The following is a 13,199-nucleotide window of genomic DNA, read 5'->3' as shown; positions in this document are numbered from 1 at the left end:
AGTAGAGCAAAAAGTACATTCTAAAGCGCCACCAACTTGTGACGACACACAAAAGGTCGCTCGGTCTTCTTCTGGAATATAGACGGTTTCGAATGTACTTTTTGCTCTACTAGTCAGCCAGGTTTTAACCGTAATTTAACCGTCGCTGAAATCATCGGTCAAGTTTGGCGAGTGTCGCAATTTTTAGGTTTCCATAAAGACACTGGCGATCGACCAATTTCAAACGTAGTGATGATGGGGATGGGCGAGCCTTTGCTTAACCTTGCTAACGTTATCCCTGCTATGGACATTATGTTAGATGATTTTGGCTTTAGTTTATCTAAGCGTCGAGTGACATTATCAACCTCGGGTGTGGTACCTGCACTTGATAAATTAGGTGATGTCATCGATGTGGCATTAGCCGTCAGTATCCATGCGCCTAACGATAAGTTACGTGACGTGCTCGTTCCGGTGAATAAAAAATACCCATTGCAGGAGTTTTTAGCGGGTATTCGTCGCTATTTAGAAAAGTCTAATGCAAACCGTGGCCGTGTCACGGTTGAGTATGTGATGCTTGATCATATAAATGACAGCACAGATCAAGCACATGAACTCGCTATCTTAATGAAAGATACGCCATGTAAGATTAACTTAATTCCGTTTAACCCGTATCCTGGTTCTCCGTATGGCCGTTCATCGAACTCACGCATTGACCGTTTTTCTAAAGTGTTAATGGAACATGGTCTAACCGTGATTGTGCGTAAAACGCGTGGTGACGATATTGATGCTGCTTGTGGTCAATTAGCCGGTGATATTCGTGATAGAACAAAGCGTTTAGCAAAAAAACAAATGCAACAGAGTCAGATTTCAGTCACAATGGAATAACTCGTTGTTTGCATAGATAATAGGCTTATAAATGAAGCATGTAATGCAAAAGGTTTGTTTAATGACTTTAGTGGCTTTGTCTGCCACTGCTTGTGTTACTGAGCGTACTTACAGTGGTACTGATACCCCTGTAGCTGAACGTCAGTTTGATAAGCAGGGAGCTGCTAGAGAACGTATGCAACTAGGACTGACTTATCTACAGCGTGGTAATAGCGAGCAAGCAAAGTATAATTTAAATAAAGCTGTTGAATATGCGCCGAACATCAGTGAAGTTCATATGGCAATGGCTTATTATTATCAAACCGTTGGCGATATTGAGCGAACGGAAGAGTCATACAAAAAAGCGATTAGTTTGAGTGATGTGACGGGTGATGCGCGTAACAATTTTGGGGTGTTTTTGTGCCAACAAAATAAGTTTGCCGAGTCTGAGAAAATGTTTCTTGCAGCCATAGAGACACCTCAATATACCCGTACCGCATCAAGTTATGAAAATCTAGGTGTATGCAGTCGCAAAGCCGGTAATAAAGAAAAAGCGCGACAGTATTTTAATATGGCGTTAAAGTATGATCCAAGACGTAAAGTCACATTATTAGAATTAACCGAGTTAGCCATGGAAGATGCTGACTACGGCGATGCGCGCGAACAACTCGCAAGATACCATCGAGTTGCTAGTGAATCAGCAGAAAGTTTAGCCTTAGGGATCAAGATTGAGCGGGCGGCGAATGATGTAGAGGCCGTAAAACGATTTGGCATTTTATTAATTGCGAAGTTTCCTGCATCTCCACAAGCCAAAAATTATAGAGCTAACTTGAATTAATGACTAAAGAATTCGAACAAGTAGAACAAGACGAAGAGAACGCGTCATTGTTAACAAATGTTGTTACTGCTGGGGCCATTTTAAAAGCGGCCCGTGAAGCAAAAGGGATCTCAATTGAGACCGTCGCAACTCAACTGCATTTACGCCCCAAGATCATTAATGATCTTGAAAATGACATCTTTGATAATATTGCCTCTACCACTTATGTGCGCGGCTATATTAAAAATTATGCTCGTGCAGTAAGTGCTGATATGAACAAAATTCAGCTATGTTTAAGCCAGCAATTACCTGAAATTGTTGCCCCTGAAATGCAAAGTTTTTCACGTAAGACGACGCATCAAGCTCGTAATAGCCGTCTAAATTTTGTGACTTACCTTATTATTGCCGTATTGATCGCCATGTTAGTATTGTGGTGGGTTCAAAAGTCATCGTTAATAACCAGTGTTGATTTATCTCAACCAACCGTTGAAGAAATTGCTGCTGGAAGTAACATGGCCCAACCGCAACAATTCATTAGAAGCGAAACTGAACAGTATAGTGGTAATGAGCCAAGTAACGAAGCCAGTGCGAGTGCGGCAGAGGCTCCTAGCCAAGCTGCAATAGATGCTGAAGATAAGCTTATTCAAACGGCGCAAGATGCAGCTAGTACTTCACCTAGCAGTGTTGAAAGTGATAATGCACAAGCAGCATCAACAAGCTCAAGTTTAGTGAGTGGTGCAAGTGTATTAACCATTGAACTTTCAGGTGATTGTTGGGTTAATGTGACTGATGCCACAGGTAAAGTCATGGTTGATGGCGTGAAAAATTCAGCTCAGCGAATTGAAGTTCAAGGTACAAAACCGTTTAAAGTGATCCTAGGTGCACCTCAAGTCGCCAGTATCAGCCTCGATGGCAATAAAATCAGTTTAGCTGAATTTGCCAATGGTCGAGTAGCAAGATTAACCCTGCCTAAAGCGTCATAATGCTTTAGCAACTGCAGTAGAGTACATTTACATGTATAACGAATCCCCAATTATTCGCAGACCATCAACACGTATATATGTGGGCAATGTGCCTATTGGCGATGGTGCACCGATTGCTGTCCAGTCGATGACCAATACCAATACTAATGATGTTGAAGCCACAGTTGCACAAATTCGTGCGTTGGAAAAGGTGGGCGCTGATTTAGTGCGTGTTTCTGTGCCAACGATGGATGCTGCTGAAGCGTTTAAAATCATTAAACAGTCAGTGAATGTGCCTTTGATTGCCGATATTCATTTTGATTATCGTATTGCACTTAAAGTGGCTGAATACGGTGCAGATTGCCTGCGTATAAATCCTGGAAATATTGGTAATGAAGAGCGTATTCGCAGCGTTGTTGAATGTGCACGCGATAAAAATATTCCAATCCGTATCGGGGTCAATGGTGGTTCGCTTGAAAAAGACTTAATGGATAAGTATCGCGAGCCAACTCCGGAGGCGTTGTTTGAGTCGGCAATGCGTCATGTGGATATTTTGGACCGTTTGAACTTTGATCAATTTAAAGTCAGTGTAAAAGCCTCAGATGTATTTCTTGCTGTCGCATCTTATCGTTTACTCGCTAAACAAATACGTCAACCTTTGCATTTGGGGATTACTGAAGCAGGCGGTATGCGTGCCGGTTCAGTTAAATCAGCTGTGGGTTTAGGCATGTTATTAGCTGAGGGTATTGGTGATACTTTACGTATTTCGTTAGCAGCCGATCCCGTTGAAGAAATCAAAGTGGGCTTTGATATTTTAAAGTCTTTGCGCATTCGTAGCCGTGGAATTAATTTTATTGCTTGTCCTTCTTGTTCGCGCCAAGAATTTGATGTGATTAGCACAGTCAATGAACTTGAACGTCGTCTTGAAGACATTACCACCGCAATGGATGTGTCCATTATAGGTTGTGTGGTTAATGGTCCAGGCGAGGCATTAGTGTCTGATATTGGTTTAACGGGTGGCCATGCTAAAAGCGGTTATTATGATGGCGGAGTGCGTCAAAAAGAACGCTTTGATAATAACAATATCGTCGATGGTTTAGAAGCTAAGATCCGTGCAAAAGCAAGCATGATGGCCAACCGTATCGCGATAACCGATAAAACCGAATAATCTTAATCCTGTGCATGACAACCTAAAGTTGCCGATGCAGAGGGTGTATTTACATTTTATTAGCGCAAGCTAATTCAATAAGTGGACAAGTTAACAGTGGCAAAGCAAATCCAAGCTATTCGCGGAATGAATGATATTCTGCCTACCCAAAGTCCTATATGGCAAAAACTCGAAGCAGTATTGCGTTCATCTGTTAGTGCATTCGGTTATAGCGAAATTCGCACTCCTATCGTAGAAAGTACCGACCTTTTCAAACGCTCTATTGGTGAAGTGACCGATATTGTTGAAAAAGAAATGTATACCTTTGAAGATCGTAATAGTGACAGCTTAACCTTACGTCCTGAAGGTACCGCTTCAACTGTTCGTGCGGGTAACGAACATGGTCTGCTTTACAACCAAGAACAACGTTTATGGTATATGGGACCTATGTTCCGTCATGAGCGTCCGCAAAAAGGTCGTTATCGTCAGTTCCACCAGTTCGGTGTTGAAGTGTATGGCATTGGTAGCGCCGATATTGATGCTGAAGTATTGATGTTATCAGCCCGTTTATGGGACTTGTTAGGGATTAAAGAGCACGTTGCACTTGAGCTAAACACCTTAGGCGATCCCGCTGAACGTGCAGCCTATCGCGATGCGTTAATTGCTTTTTTAGAGCAGCATAAAGATATTCTCGATGAAGATAGTAAACGTCGGATGTATTCAAATCCATTGCGTGTACTGGACACTAAAGATCAGCAAGTGCAGGCTATTTTAGCTGACGCACCAGCATTAATGGATTACTTGGGTGAAGAAACTAAGACACATTTTTCAACTTTATGTGAACTCTTAGACGCTGTTGGCATCCAATACACCATCAATCCACGTTTAGTACGTGGTTTAGATTATTATAACCGCACTGTATTCGAATGGGTTACCACCAGTTTGGGCTCTCAAGGTACAGTGTTGGCGGGTGGCCGCTATGATGGTTTAGTCGGTCAACTGGGGGGGAAAGATACTCCAGCCGTTGGTTTTGCAATGGGCCTTGAGCGCATTGTACTATTACTTGAAACGCTTGAGTTAACCAGTGATATTGCCCCTGAAGTAGACATCTATGTTACTGCTATGGGTGAGAATTGTGTGGTTGAAGCCATTAAAGTGGCTCAAGAGTTGCGTCAACAGTTACCAACGCTTAAAGTCATGAGTCATTGCGGTGGTGGTAACTTTAAAAAGCAAATGAAGCGTGCCGATAAAAGCGGTGCTCAATTTGCGTTGATCATTGGCGAAAATGAAGTCGCGAATAATCAAGTGGCTATCAAGCCGTTAAGAACAAAAGACGAACAACAATTGGTTACGCGTAGTGAACTCGTAACTAAAATTGCAGAACTGATTTAAGAATTGATTTCAAAGGGGAAGTGCAAGTGGAAATTTATAGCACAGAAGAACAACAAGTAGATGCTATCAAGCAGTTCTGGAAAGATTATGGTACTTCGATTGTCGTGGGTGCCGTGGTAGGCCTTGGTGGTCTATATGGTTGGAATACTTATTCTGATATGAAAGTGACGGCAGCCGAAAAAGCTTCCGAATCGTTTCAGTCTATCGTGACACAGTCAGCTAACCCTGCAGCGTTATTGGTTCAGGCAGAAAGCTTTACATCAGAACATGATCAGCAAGGTTATCAGGCATTACTCGAGTTGATGGTCGCTAAATCAGCGGTTGAAGCGGGTGATTTAGCAAAAGCTGAAGCCTCATTTACCAAAGTAATTGCCGCAGAGCCTGGTTCAGGTTTAGGCATGGTGGCCATGATACGTCTAGCGCGTATTCAAGCTGAGCAAAATAATCTTGGTATGGCATTAGCCACACTAGAACAAGTGACTGATAAAGCATTTGCTTCGCAACGTGAAGAATTAAAAGGCGACTTTTTAGTGCGTCAAGGTGATTTGGATAAAGCCAAATTAGCTTATCAAGCAGCCGTGGATAATGGTGGTGCGATAGCCAGTCCTGCGCTGACCATGAAGTTAGACAATCTAAATAAGGCATAAGGAATTTAGCCAATGAAGTCTTGGTGTAAAAATCTACTTGCCGTCGGGTTAAGTGTTGCTCTTATGTCTGCTTGTTCTTCAAGTGATGTTGAAGAAGAGCCAGTGAGTGAATTAGTTGATATACAAGCAACTGTATTTCCTGAAGTGACTTGGGATACCAGTGTTGGCGATGGCGTAGGTGATTATTACTCGCAACTTCGTCCTGCGGTTCGTTATGGCAAATTATTTGTCGCCGATCGCAGCGGTGTTGTGGTTGCGTTTGATGAAACCAGCGGCAAGGAGCTATGGAAACAAGACTTTAATGATGTCTTTGAAGATAAGCTTGAAATTAAAACCAAAGGAATTCGTTTAGCTGCCGGCGTTACAGCGGCACGTAACAAAGTCTTTGTTGGTGGTGAAACTGGCTTATTAGTTGCGCTAGATGAGGCTACGGGTGACGTAGTGTGGTCTGCTCAAGCTAATGGTGAGTTATTATCGGCACCGACAGTGGCAGAAGATGTTGTTGCTGTAAATACCAGTAAAGGTGCATTTGAAGCATTTAATATCGATAACGGTGAAAAGTTATGGACCTATGAAATGCAGCTGCCAAACCTTACCTTACGAGGTACAGGTTCAGCCGCTTATGAAGCGGGCGGTTTCTTTTTAGGCACAGCAGATGGCAAAGTCGCTGTTGTGGTCAAAAGTAATGGCCAACAAGCATGGGAACAAGCGGTATTTACCCCAACGGGTTCCAATGAGTTTACCCGGATGGCCGATATTGATATGACGCCATTAATTTTGGGCGAAAATATTTATGTTGCGAGTTACAACGGTAATCTCGTGTCTATGGAGCTTCGCAGCGGACGGATTGTTTGGTCACGTAAATATTCAAGCTTTAATGATTTAGCTGCTGCAGGTATTGGCCTGTACTTAGTTGATGATCATAGCCGTATTTATTCGGTTGATCGCCGCAATGGTCTTGAATTATGGAGTAATTCGGTTCTTAAAAACCGTGAATTAACCGCTCCAGCCGTGATAGACAATTACATTGTTGTTGGTGACTTTGAAGGTTACTTGCACTTTATTGACCGTAATAGCGGTGACATTGTTGGCCGCATTGAAGTTGATAGTGATGGATTATATGCCCAACCTTTAGTGGTGGGTGACAACATTTATGTTCAAGGCCGAAGTGGTAAAGTTGCTATTGTTTCCTTGAACAAGCAAGAGCAAATGAATGCTGAGGAAGATACCAAAACTGATGCGGAATAAGTCGTAGCATTATTTTTGCGTTAATTAAGGTATAATATCCTTACTAGAGCCCCTGGAAGCGTTCCGGGGGCTTTTTATTGAAAAGTTTTTTAGAGGCAAAATCATGATCCCTGTAGTGGCCCTTGTAGGGCGACCGAATGTCGGCAAATCGACATTATTTAACCGTCTTACTCGTACTCGTGATGCGTTAGTCGCTGATTTCCCAGGTTTAACACGTGACCGTAAATACGGCCGCGCATTTTTAGCTGGCTACGAGTTTATCGTTGTTGATACTGGCGGTATTGATGGCAGCGAAGAAGGGATCGAAACTAAAATGGCTGAACAGTCATTGGCCGCGATTGAAGAAGCGGATGTCGTATTATTTATGACTGACGCTCGTGCGGGTATGACAGCTGCTGATTTAGCGATTGCTCAGCATTTACGTAGCCGTGATAAAGTCACTTTTGTGGTTGCTAACAAAGTCGACGGTATTGATGCCGATTCAGCTTGTGGTGAGTTTTGGTCTTTAGGTCTAGGTGAAGTATACCAAATGGCTGCCGCGCAAGGCCGTGGTGTGACCAACATGATTGATTACGCACTAACGCCTTATGCTGAAGCTATGGGTATCGTTCGCGAACTCGACGAAGAAGGCGAGCAAGTCGAACGTGAATATACTGAAGAAGAAGCTGAAGCAGAACAAGAACGCCTGCAAAACTTACCGATTAAGCTCGCCATTATTGGTAAGCCTAACGTGGGTAAATCAACACTGATTAACCGTATCCTCGGCGAAGAACGTGTGGTGGTTTATGACGAACCCGGTACTACTCGTGACAGTATTTATATTCCAATGTCACGTGAAGGTAGAGAGTACGTGTTAATTGATACTGCTGGTGTTCGTCGTCGCAGTAAAGTGAATGAAGTTATCGAGAAATTCTCGGTGATTAAAACCTTAAAAGCAGTTGAAGATGCTAACGTAGTATTATTGGTTATCGATGCGCGCGAAGGTATTGCAGAGCAAGATCTTGGTTTATTAGGTTTTACCTTAAACGCTGGTCGTGCATTGGTTATTGCGATAAATAAGTGGGACGGTATTGATCAAAAAGTCAAAGACCGTGTTAAAAGCGAACTTGATCGCCGTTTAGGCTTTATCGATTTCGCCCGTATTCACTTTATCTCTGCATTACATGGCACTGGCGTTGGTCATTTGTATGAGTCAATTGAAGAAGCCTACGACAGTGCTACACGTCGTGTGAGTACTTCAATGCTGACTCGCGTTATGCAGATGTCGCAAGATGATCACCAACCTCCATTGGTTAATGGTCGTCGTGTGAAACTGAAATATGCTCACGCTGGCGGTTATAACCCACCAATCGTGGTTATTCATGGTAACCAAGTTAAGAAGCTACCTGATTCGTATAAGCGCTATATGATGAACTACTTCCGTCGTTCATTGAAAGTAGTTGGTACGCCAATTCAGTTACGTTTCCACGAAGGTGCTAACCCGTTTGAAGGTAGAACTGAAAAGTTAACCGTGGGTCAAGAGCGTCGTCGTAAGCGTGCAATGAGCCACATTCGCGATCGTACTAAGTAACCTGGTATTGACTTAAGTTATTTATCGCTCAAAAAGCCTGACTTGTTCAGGCTTTTTTGTCGGTGTTAACCGTGCTATTGGCATTGCTATTAAAGATTAGGTGAACGAGGATGCAGCAACAAATTATCGGTTATCACCTGGATGAAGAGCAGCATTGGGTGGCAGAATTAGGCTGTGGCCATTTTCAACATGTACGCCATAATCCACCTTGGACTGTTCGCCCCTGGGTGACGACGGTAGAAGGTCGACAACAACAATTAGGCATGATCCTTATTTGTAAAAAATGCGATGTCGCGGCAGCGGCAGATAAGCTCGATTAAATTGAGTTTGCCTATCTTAAGACGTTAACTCACTGGCGGTTCGACACCACCATAAGTAAGCGGCGATGTAGGTACATATAATCATGTCCATTACCATTGATGACCAAAATCCATCGACAAAAGGTTGATTGGCATTGCTCAATACTAAGCTAATAAAAAACAGCTTTTCAATTAGCGCAATGCAAAATACTGGTTTGACCCAATCTGAGCGAAACATTGCAATAAAAAAACTGCATCCCACCATTAATACCATAAAGCCCCAATGCTGAATGAAAATTGTATCACTGGCAAAGAAGGGCAGTTGGTTTAGGTTTTCCAGCGCCCATTGGGGAAACAAAGTATACAGTCCACCTAATGAAGTCCCTAGACCTGCTAGAAATAACACTATTTGGCTATACTTAATCAAAATAGTTGTCACGTGTGACCTCTTTCAATGTTTTATGCTGTCATAATGTCATGTTTTAGAATATTTTTCGATTATTGTTATTCATAAGTAATTGTTAAGATTTCGGCGTAATAATAGCCGCATTATCGCAATCCTATCGAGGTTTATATGCAAACACAGACTAATTTCCCACTGCTTCATCGTCTCATTCACTGGGGGCTCGCGTTGACTATGATGGTCATGCTATTAACAGTTTTATTGCGACTTGGCTGGATGGAGAAAAACCATATGGCCGCGATTATTCATCAAGGTTTAGCCAAAATTGATGTCATCATTACTGATAAGCAAGCGGTGAGCATTGCAAGAAGTATTCGTGGTGTTATGTTTCAGTGGCATATTTATTTCGGCTATGCGGTCAGTGTATTTGTGTTGACGCGTTTTATCTATATGGCTAAATTTGGTCTGCATTACACATCACCTTTTTCGCGCCAAGCAACCACTAAACAAAAGTTTCAAGCGTGGGTCTATTGGCTATTTTATGCGGGTGTCGCCTTGTCAGTTATAACCGGTTTGTTGCTTAAATTTGGCCCAGAATCAATAGAAGGACAGGCTGAAACAATACATGTACTGGCACTTTGGTATTTCATTCCTTTTATCAGTTTACATTTAGCGGGTATTTTAGTGGCTGAATCGGGTCATGAGAAAGGTTTAGTGTCGAAGATGATTGGTGGTTAACCTTAACAATTGTGTGGTCGAGGCAGCATTTGCCTTGGCCAGCTTTTTAAATTGTTCGATCTGTTTACTTAAGTAAACCTTAAGCTTGGTAACTTACTTTGTCCTATATTCAGTCAGTAGGCAAAAATATGATGTCAAAAAAGTTATTTTCACGCTTAAGTAAGTTTAACATTGCCGCGTTAAGTTTGGCGTTAAGCCTTGGAGTCAGTGTTACTGCTTATGCTGCTCCGTCATTAGATAATAAAGTGATGGATCTGCAAGGGCAGTCTGTCAGTTTGCAACAATTTGCTGGTAAGGTCGTTTATGTCGACTTTTGGGCTTCATGGTGTGGCCCATGCCGCAAATCATTCCCTTGGATGAATGCCATGCAAGCTAAATATCAACAGCAAGGTCTAGAGGTTGTAGCGATTAACCTTGATGTTGACACAGCATTAGCGCATGAGTTTCTGAGTAAGCTACCGGGAAAATTTAATCTTCGCTTTGACCCTGAGGGCGATATAGCTCGAGCCTTTGAGTTACAAGGAATGCCAAGTAGTTTTATGTTTAACCGTAAAGGTGAACTGGTACAAACTCACATGGGATTTTTTACCGAAAATACCCCCGCCTACGAGCAAGAAATCCAAATGTTGTTACAGGAGTAAACTCATGACGAAAGCGTTTTATCAACCCTTAGCCAAGGCGGCAGTGGCGTTAGCCATTGTCAGTAGTTTGGCTGGATGTTCAAGCCTAGGTGTACAACCTTGGGAAAAAGATCAATTAGCCAGAGCTGACATGGCCTTAAACAGCGAAAAACTCGATCTTGCCTTAGATGACCATATTTATTTCAGTAAAGAAGGCACCAGCGGTGGGCGTTCATTAGCGGGTGGAGGTTGTGGATGCAACTAACATCTAAGCAAAATATTGCCAGTGCATTGGCGTTAGCAAGCTGCAGTCTACTGAATCAACAGGTGAGTGCTGCTGAAGCTACTCCTGCAAATGATGATTGGAAAGTCGATGCTGCCATTATGTATTATGGTGAGCAAGACCGTGTGCAAGCTGCAGAAGCCATTGGTAATGTGCAAAAAGCCTTTGGCGAAACTTCACTCCTAGACATGAAAATTGTAGTCGACAGCTTAACAGGCGCATCGGCTTCTGGTGCGGTTGCCCAAGACGAAAGCCAAACCTTTACCCGTCCTTCAGGCGACGGCCAATATACCGTTAGCTCAGGTGAAACGCCGCTTGACGATACCTTTCACGATACCCGGGTACAGCTAAGCGCTAATTGGCAAGAAGTGCTTAACCAAGATTGGACTGGTAATGTCGGTGTGTACGGCTCTAAAGAGTTCGATTATCTCTCTATGGGGATTAATGCGGGCCTTGAGCGCAGCTTCAATAAAAACAACACGACGGTGTCGTTGTCTGGCGCGTTCAGTAATGATGTGGTTGACCCTGTAGGCGGTCGCCCAGTAGCCATGTCACAAATGGTGTTTCGGGGTAATTATGCCAGTGATGCCGATTATCAAGCTGCATTTGATCAAACTCGTTTAGCGGGTGATGATACTAAGCAAACGAGCGATATTATGTTCGGTGTCACTCAGATTATTAATCGTAATTGGTTAATGCAGGCTAACTATGGTTTATCCAGTGTGTCTGGTTACATGACTGACCCGTATAAAATTCTTAGTGAAGTTGATGCTAATGGTCAAACACAAGCTTACCGTTATGAAAATCGTCCTGATTCACGCTTGAAACACAGTGTGTTTTTACTTACCAAAGGTGCTTTAGATTCTGGTGTAGTCGATTTTTCATATCGTTACAGTACTGACGATTGGGATATTCAATCACATACGTTAGAAACCCATTATCGCTATTACTTTAGCCCAAGCATCTACGGACAATTACATTTACGTTATTACCAACAGCAGGCTGCTGAGTTTTATCGACCATTCTTAATGAGTGGCGATGCCATACCTGAGTATGCCAGCGCAGATTATCGTATTGGTGATATGACGGCTTATACGATAGGGCTTAAGTTTGGTCAGCGTTTATCCGGTGGACATGAGTTAAGTTATCGTATTGAGTATTATCAGCAAAATCCTGAAAATAATGGTACGCAATTACCGGGTCAGTTACAGAACTATGATTTATTCCCAGCAGTGAAGGCAATTGTAGCTCAAGTGAGTTATTCGTTTTAAGATGGATGTTATATCCATAAAACGAGTCACTTTACGTGCATAAACGGCTAACTACAGTGTTAAAAGCCCCAGAGGCGATGAGCTTACAGACTCGTCATTGGGGCTTTTTAGGTTCATTTAACGCTATGGCAAGCCCATGCGAATTGTTAATGGCGGTGAATGACGAGCATGTTGCTCGGCAAATGCTCAATATTGCTTATGATGAAGCTAAGCGTATAGAACATAAATTTAGTCGTTTTATTGAAGGTAATGTGGTGTGGCAGTTAAATCATGCTCAAGGTGACACAACAGTCATTGATGCCGAAACCCTTCATTTATTTACCTTTGCTAAACAATGTTTTCAATTAAGCGAGACAGCATTTGATATCAGCGCTTGCCCATTAATGGCCCTATGGCGTTTTGATGGCAGCCATTGTGTACCGCTACAAACTGAGATTGATAAAGCCTTAGATCAAGTTGGTTTTGAACGTATTACATTGACTAACACTAGCGTTCATATGCCGGCTGGCATGAGTGTCGATTTTGGCGGTATCGGTAAAGAATATGCCGTTGATCGCACCGCAAATATATTGGCTCAACGTTGGCCTGATACCTCGGTATTAGTTAATTTTGGTGGTGATATTGCTTGTCCGGTCTCCAAAGCGGATGGCTGGCAGGTGGGGATTGAAAACCCGCAGAAGCTTGATAATGCTGCTGCACTATTAACTATCCGTCAGGGTGCTCTCGCGACCAGCGGCAATACTCGACGTTATATAGAAGTGAACGGTAAGCGTTATGGGCATATTATTAATCCTCAAAATGGTTATCCGATAGAACAGGCGCCATTATCGGTTACTGTACTCGCGCCAAATTGTGTTATGGCGGGAATGTTAGCCACGATGTCGATGTTAAAAGGGCCAGATGCTGAAGCGTTTTTACAGCAGCAAGGTGTCGATTTTAAGGTATTTAGGGGATAAGTC

Annotated in this window: 14 protein-coding genes and 1 pseudogene; 14 read left to right on the top strand and 1 reads right to left on the bottom strand. The window is 42.8% G+C overall.

Features of this window, described 5'->3' with window-relative positions; translation table 11 throughout:
• Positions 1 to 90: 90 nt before the first annotated feature.
• The 9 genes and pseudogenes from rlmN to H5185_RS09815 form a co-directional block, all read left to right on the top strand.
• Positions 91 to 864 (top strand): annotated as a pseudogene (rlmN, locus tag H5185_RS09855) (23S rRNA (adenine(2503)-C(2))-methyltransferase RlmN); the annotation flags it as partial.
• A 31-nt stretch (positions 865 to 895) separates the two neighbouring features.
• Positions 896 to 1,681 (top strand): type IV pilus biogenesis/stability protein PilW, encoded by a 786-nt coding sequence (gene pilW / locus H5185_RS09850; protein ID WP_182741996.1) that lies wholly within the window; start codon positions 896 to 898, stop codon positions 1,679 to 1,681.
• On the top strand, positions 1,681 to 2,643 hold the full coding sequence (locus H5185_RS09845) for a RodZ domain-containing protein (protein WP_182741995.1): 963 nt from the start codon (positions 1,681 to 1,683) through the stop codon (positions 2,641 to 2,643). Before pilW ends, H5185_RS09845 begins: the two co-directional genes overlap by 1 nt.
• Before the next feature lie 31 nt (positions 2,644 to 2,674).
• The gene (ispG, locus tag H5185_RS09840) at positions 2,675 to 3,790 is read left to right on the top strand and encodes a flavodoxin-dependent (E)-4-hydroxy-3-methylbut-2-enyl-diphosphate synthase (RefSeq protein ID WP_124016849.1); all 1,116 of its coding nucleotides are present in this window, start codon (positions 2,675 to 2,677) and stop codon (positions 3,788 to 3,790) included.
• A gap of 96 nt (positions 3,791 to 3,886) precedes the next feature.
• Positions 3,887 to 5,161 carry a histidine--tRNA ligase gene (hisS, locus tag H5185_RS09835; protein ID WP_182741994.1) on the top strand — a complete coding sequence of 425 codons (1,275 nt, stop codon included), beginning with the start codon at positions 3,887 to 3,889 and terminating at the stop codon, positions 5,159 to 5,161.
• Positions 5,162 to 5,187: 26 nt separating this feature from the next.
• On the top strand, positions 5,188 to 5,808 hold the full coding sequence (locus H5185_RS09830; protein WP_124016851.1) for a tetratricopeptide repeat protein: 621 nt from the start codon (positions 5,188 to 5,190) through the stop codon (positions 5,806 to 5,808).
• Between the two features lie 12 nt (positions 5,809 to 5,820).
• The gene (gene bamB, locus H5185_RS09825; RefSeq protein WP_124016852.1) at positions 5,821 to 7,056 is read left to right on the top strand and encodes an outer membrane protein assembly factor BamB; all 1,236 of its coding nucleotides are present in this window, start codon (positions 5,821 to 5,823) and stop codon (positions 7,054 to 7,056) included.
• A gap of 103 nt (positions 7,057 to 7,159) precedes the next feature.
• Positions 7,160 to 8,626: a ribosome biogenesis GTPase Der gene (der, locus tag H5185_RS09820; protein WP_011636594.1), complete on the top strand. Its 1,467-nt coding sequence runs from the start codon at positions 7,160 to 7,162 to the stop codon at positions 8,624 to 8,626.
• A gap of 110 nt (positions 8,627 to 8,736) precedes the next feature.
• Positions 8,737 to 8,946: a DUF3565 domain-containing protein gene (locus tag H5185_RS09815; RefSeq protein ID WP_124016853.1), complete on the top strand. Its 210-nt coding sequence runs from the start codon at positions 8,737 to 8,739 to the stop codon at positions 8,944 to 8,946.
• Positions 8,947 to 8,962: 16 nt separating this feature from the next.
• Here H5185_RS09815 and H5185_RS09810 read toward each other — a convergent pair whose 3' ends face one another.
• A complete protein-coding gene (locus H5185_RS09810; protein ID WP_182741993.1) occupies positions 8,963 to 9,364 on the bottom strand; it encodes a hypothetical protein in 402 nt (133 codons plus the stop codon).
• A 135-nt stretch (positions 9,365 to 9,499) separates the two neighbouring features.
• On the opposite strand from H5185_RS09810, the gene H5185_RS09805 reads away from it, so the two are divergent.
• The 5 genes from H5185_RS09805 to H5185_RS09785 all read left to right on the top strand — a co-directional run bounded on the left by H5185_RS09805 (position 9,500) and on the right by H5185_RS09785 (position 13,196).
• Positions 9,500 to 10,066: a cytochrome b/b6 domain-containing protein gene (locus H5185_RS09805; protein WP_182741992.1), complete on the top strand. Its 567-nt coding sequence runs from the start codon at positions 9,500 to 9,502 to the stop codon at positions 10,064 to 10,066.
• A 131-nt stretch (positions 10,067 to 10,197) separates the two neighbouring features.
• Complete coding sequence (locus H5185_RS09800) at positions 10,198 to 10,707, top strand: TlpA disulfide reductase family protein (protein ID WP_124017011.1); 510 nt, start codon at positions 10,198 to 10,200, stop codon at positions 10,705 to 10,707.
• A 4-nt stretch (positions 10,708 to 10,711) separates the two neighbouring features.
• Complete coding sequence (locus tag H5185_RS09795; RefSeq protein ID WP_124016856.1) at positions 10,712 to 10,951, top strand: DUF4266 domain-containing protein; 240 nt, start codon at positions 10,712 to 10,714, stop codon at positions 10,949 to 10,951.
• The gene (locus tag H5185_RS09790) at positions 10,942 to 12,240 is read left to right on the top strand and encodes a DUF3570 domain-containing protein (protein ID WP_182741991.1); all 1,299 of its coding nucleotides are present in this window, start codon (positions 10,942 to 10,944) and stop codon (positions 12,238 to 12,240) included. Before H5185_RS09795 ends, H5185_RS09790 begins: the two co-directional genes overlap by 10 nt.
• 77 nt (positions 12,241 to 12,317) lie before the next feature.
• Positions 12,318 to 13,196 (top strand): FAD:protein FMN transferase, encoded by an 879-nt coding sequence (locus tag H5185_RS09785; protein ID WP_182742000.1) that lies wholly within the window; start codon positions 12,318 to 12,320, stop codon positions 13,194 to 13,196.
• The last annotated feature ends 3 nt before the right edge of the window (positions 13,197 to 13,199 follow it).

The organism is Shewanella sp. SG44-6 (assembly GCF_014164185.1).
Taxonomy (GTDB): domain Bacteria; phylum Pseudomonadota; class Gammaproteobacteria; order Enterobacterales; family Shewanellaceae; genus Shewanella; species Shewanella vesiculosa.
This window is presented reverse-complemented; position numbering and strand designations above follow the sequence as displayed.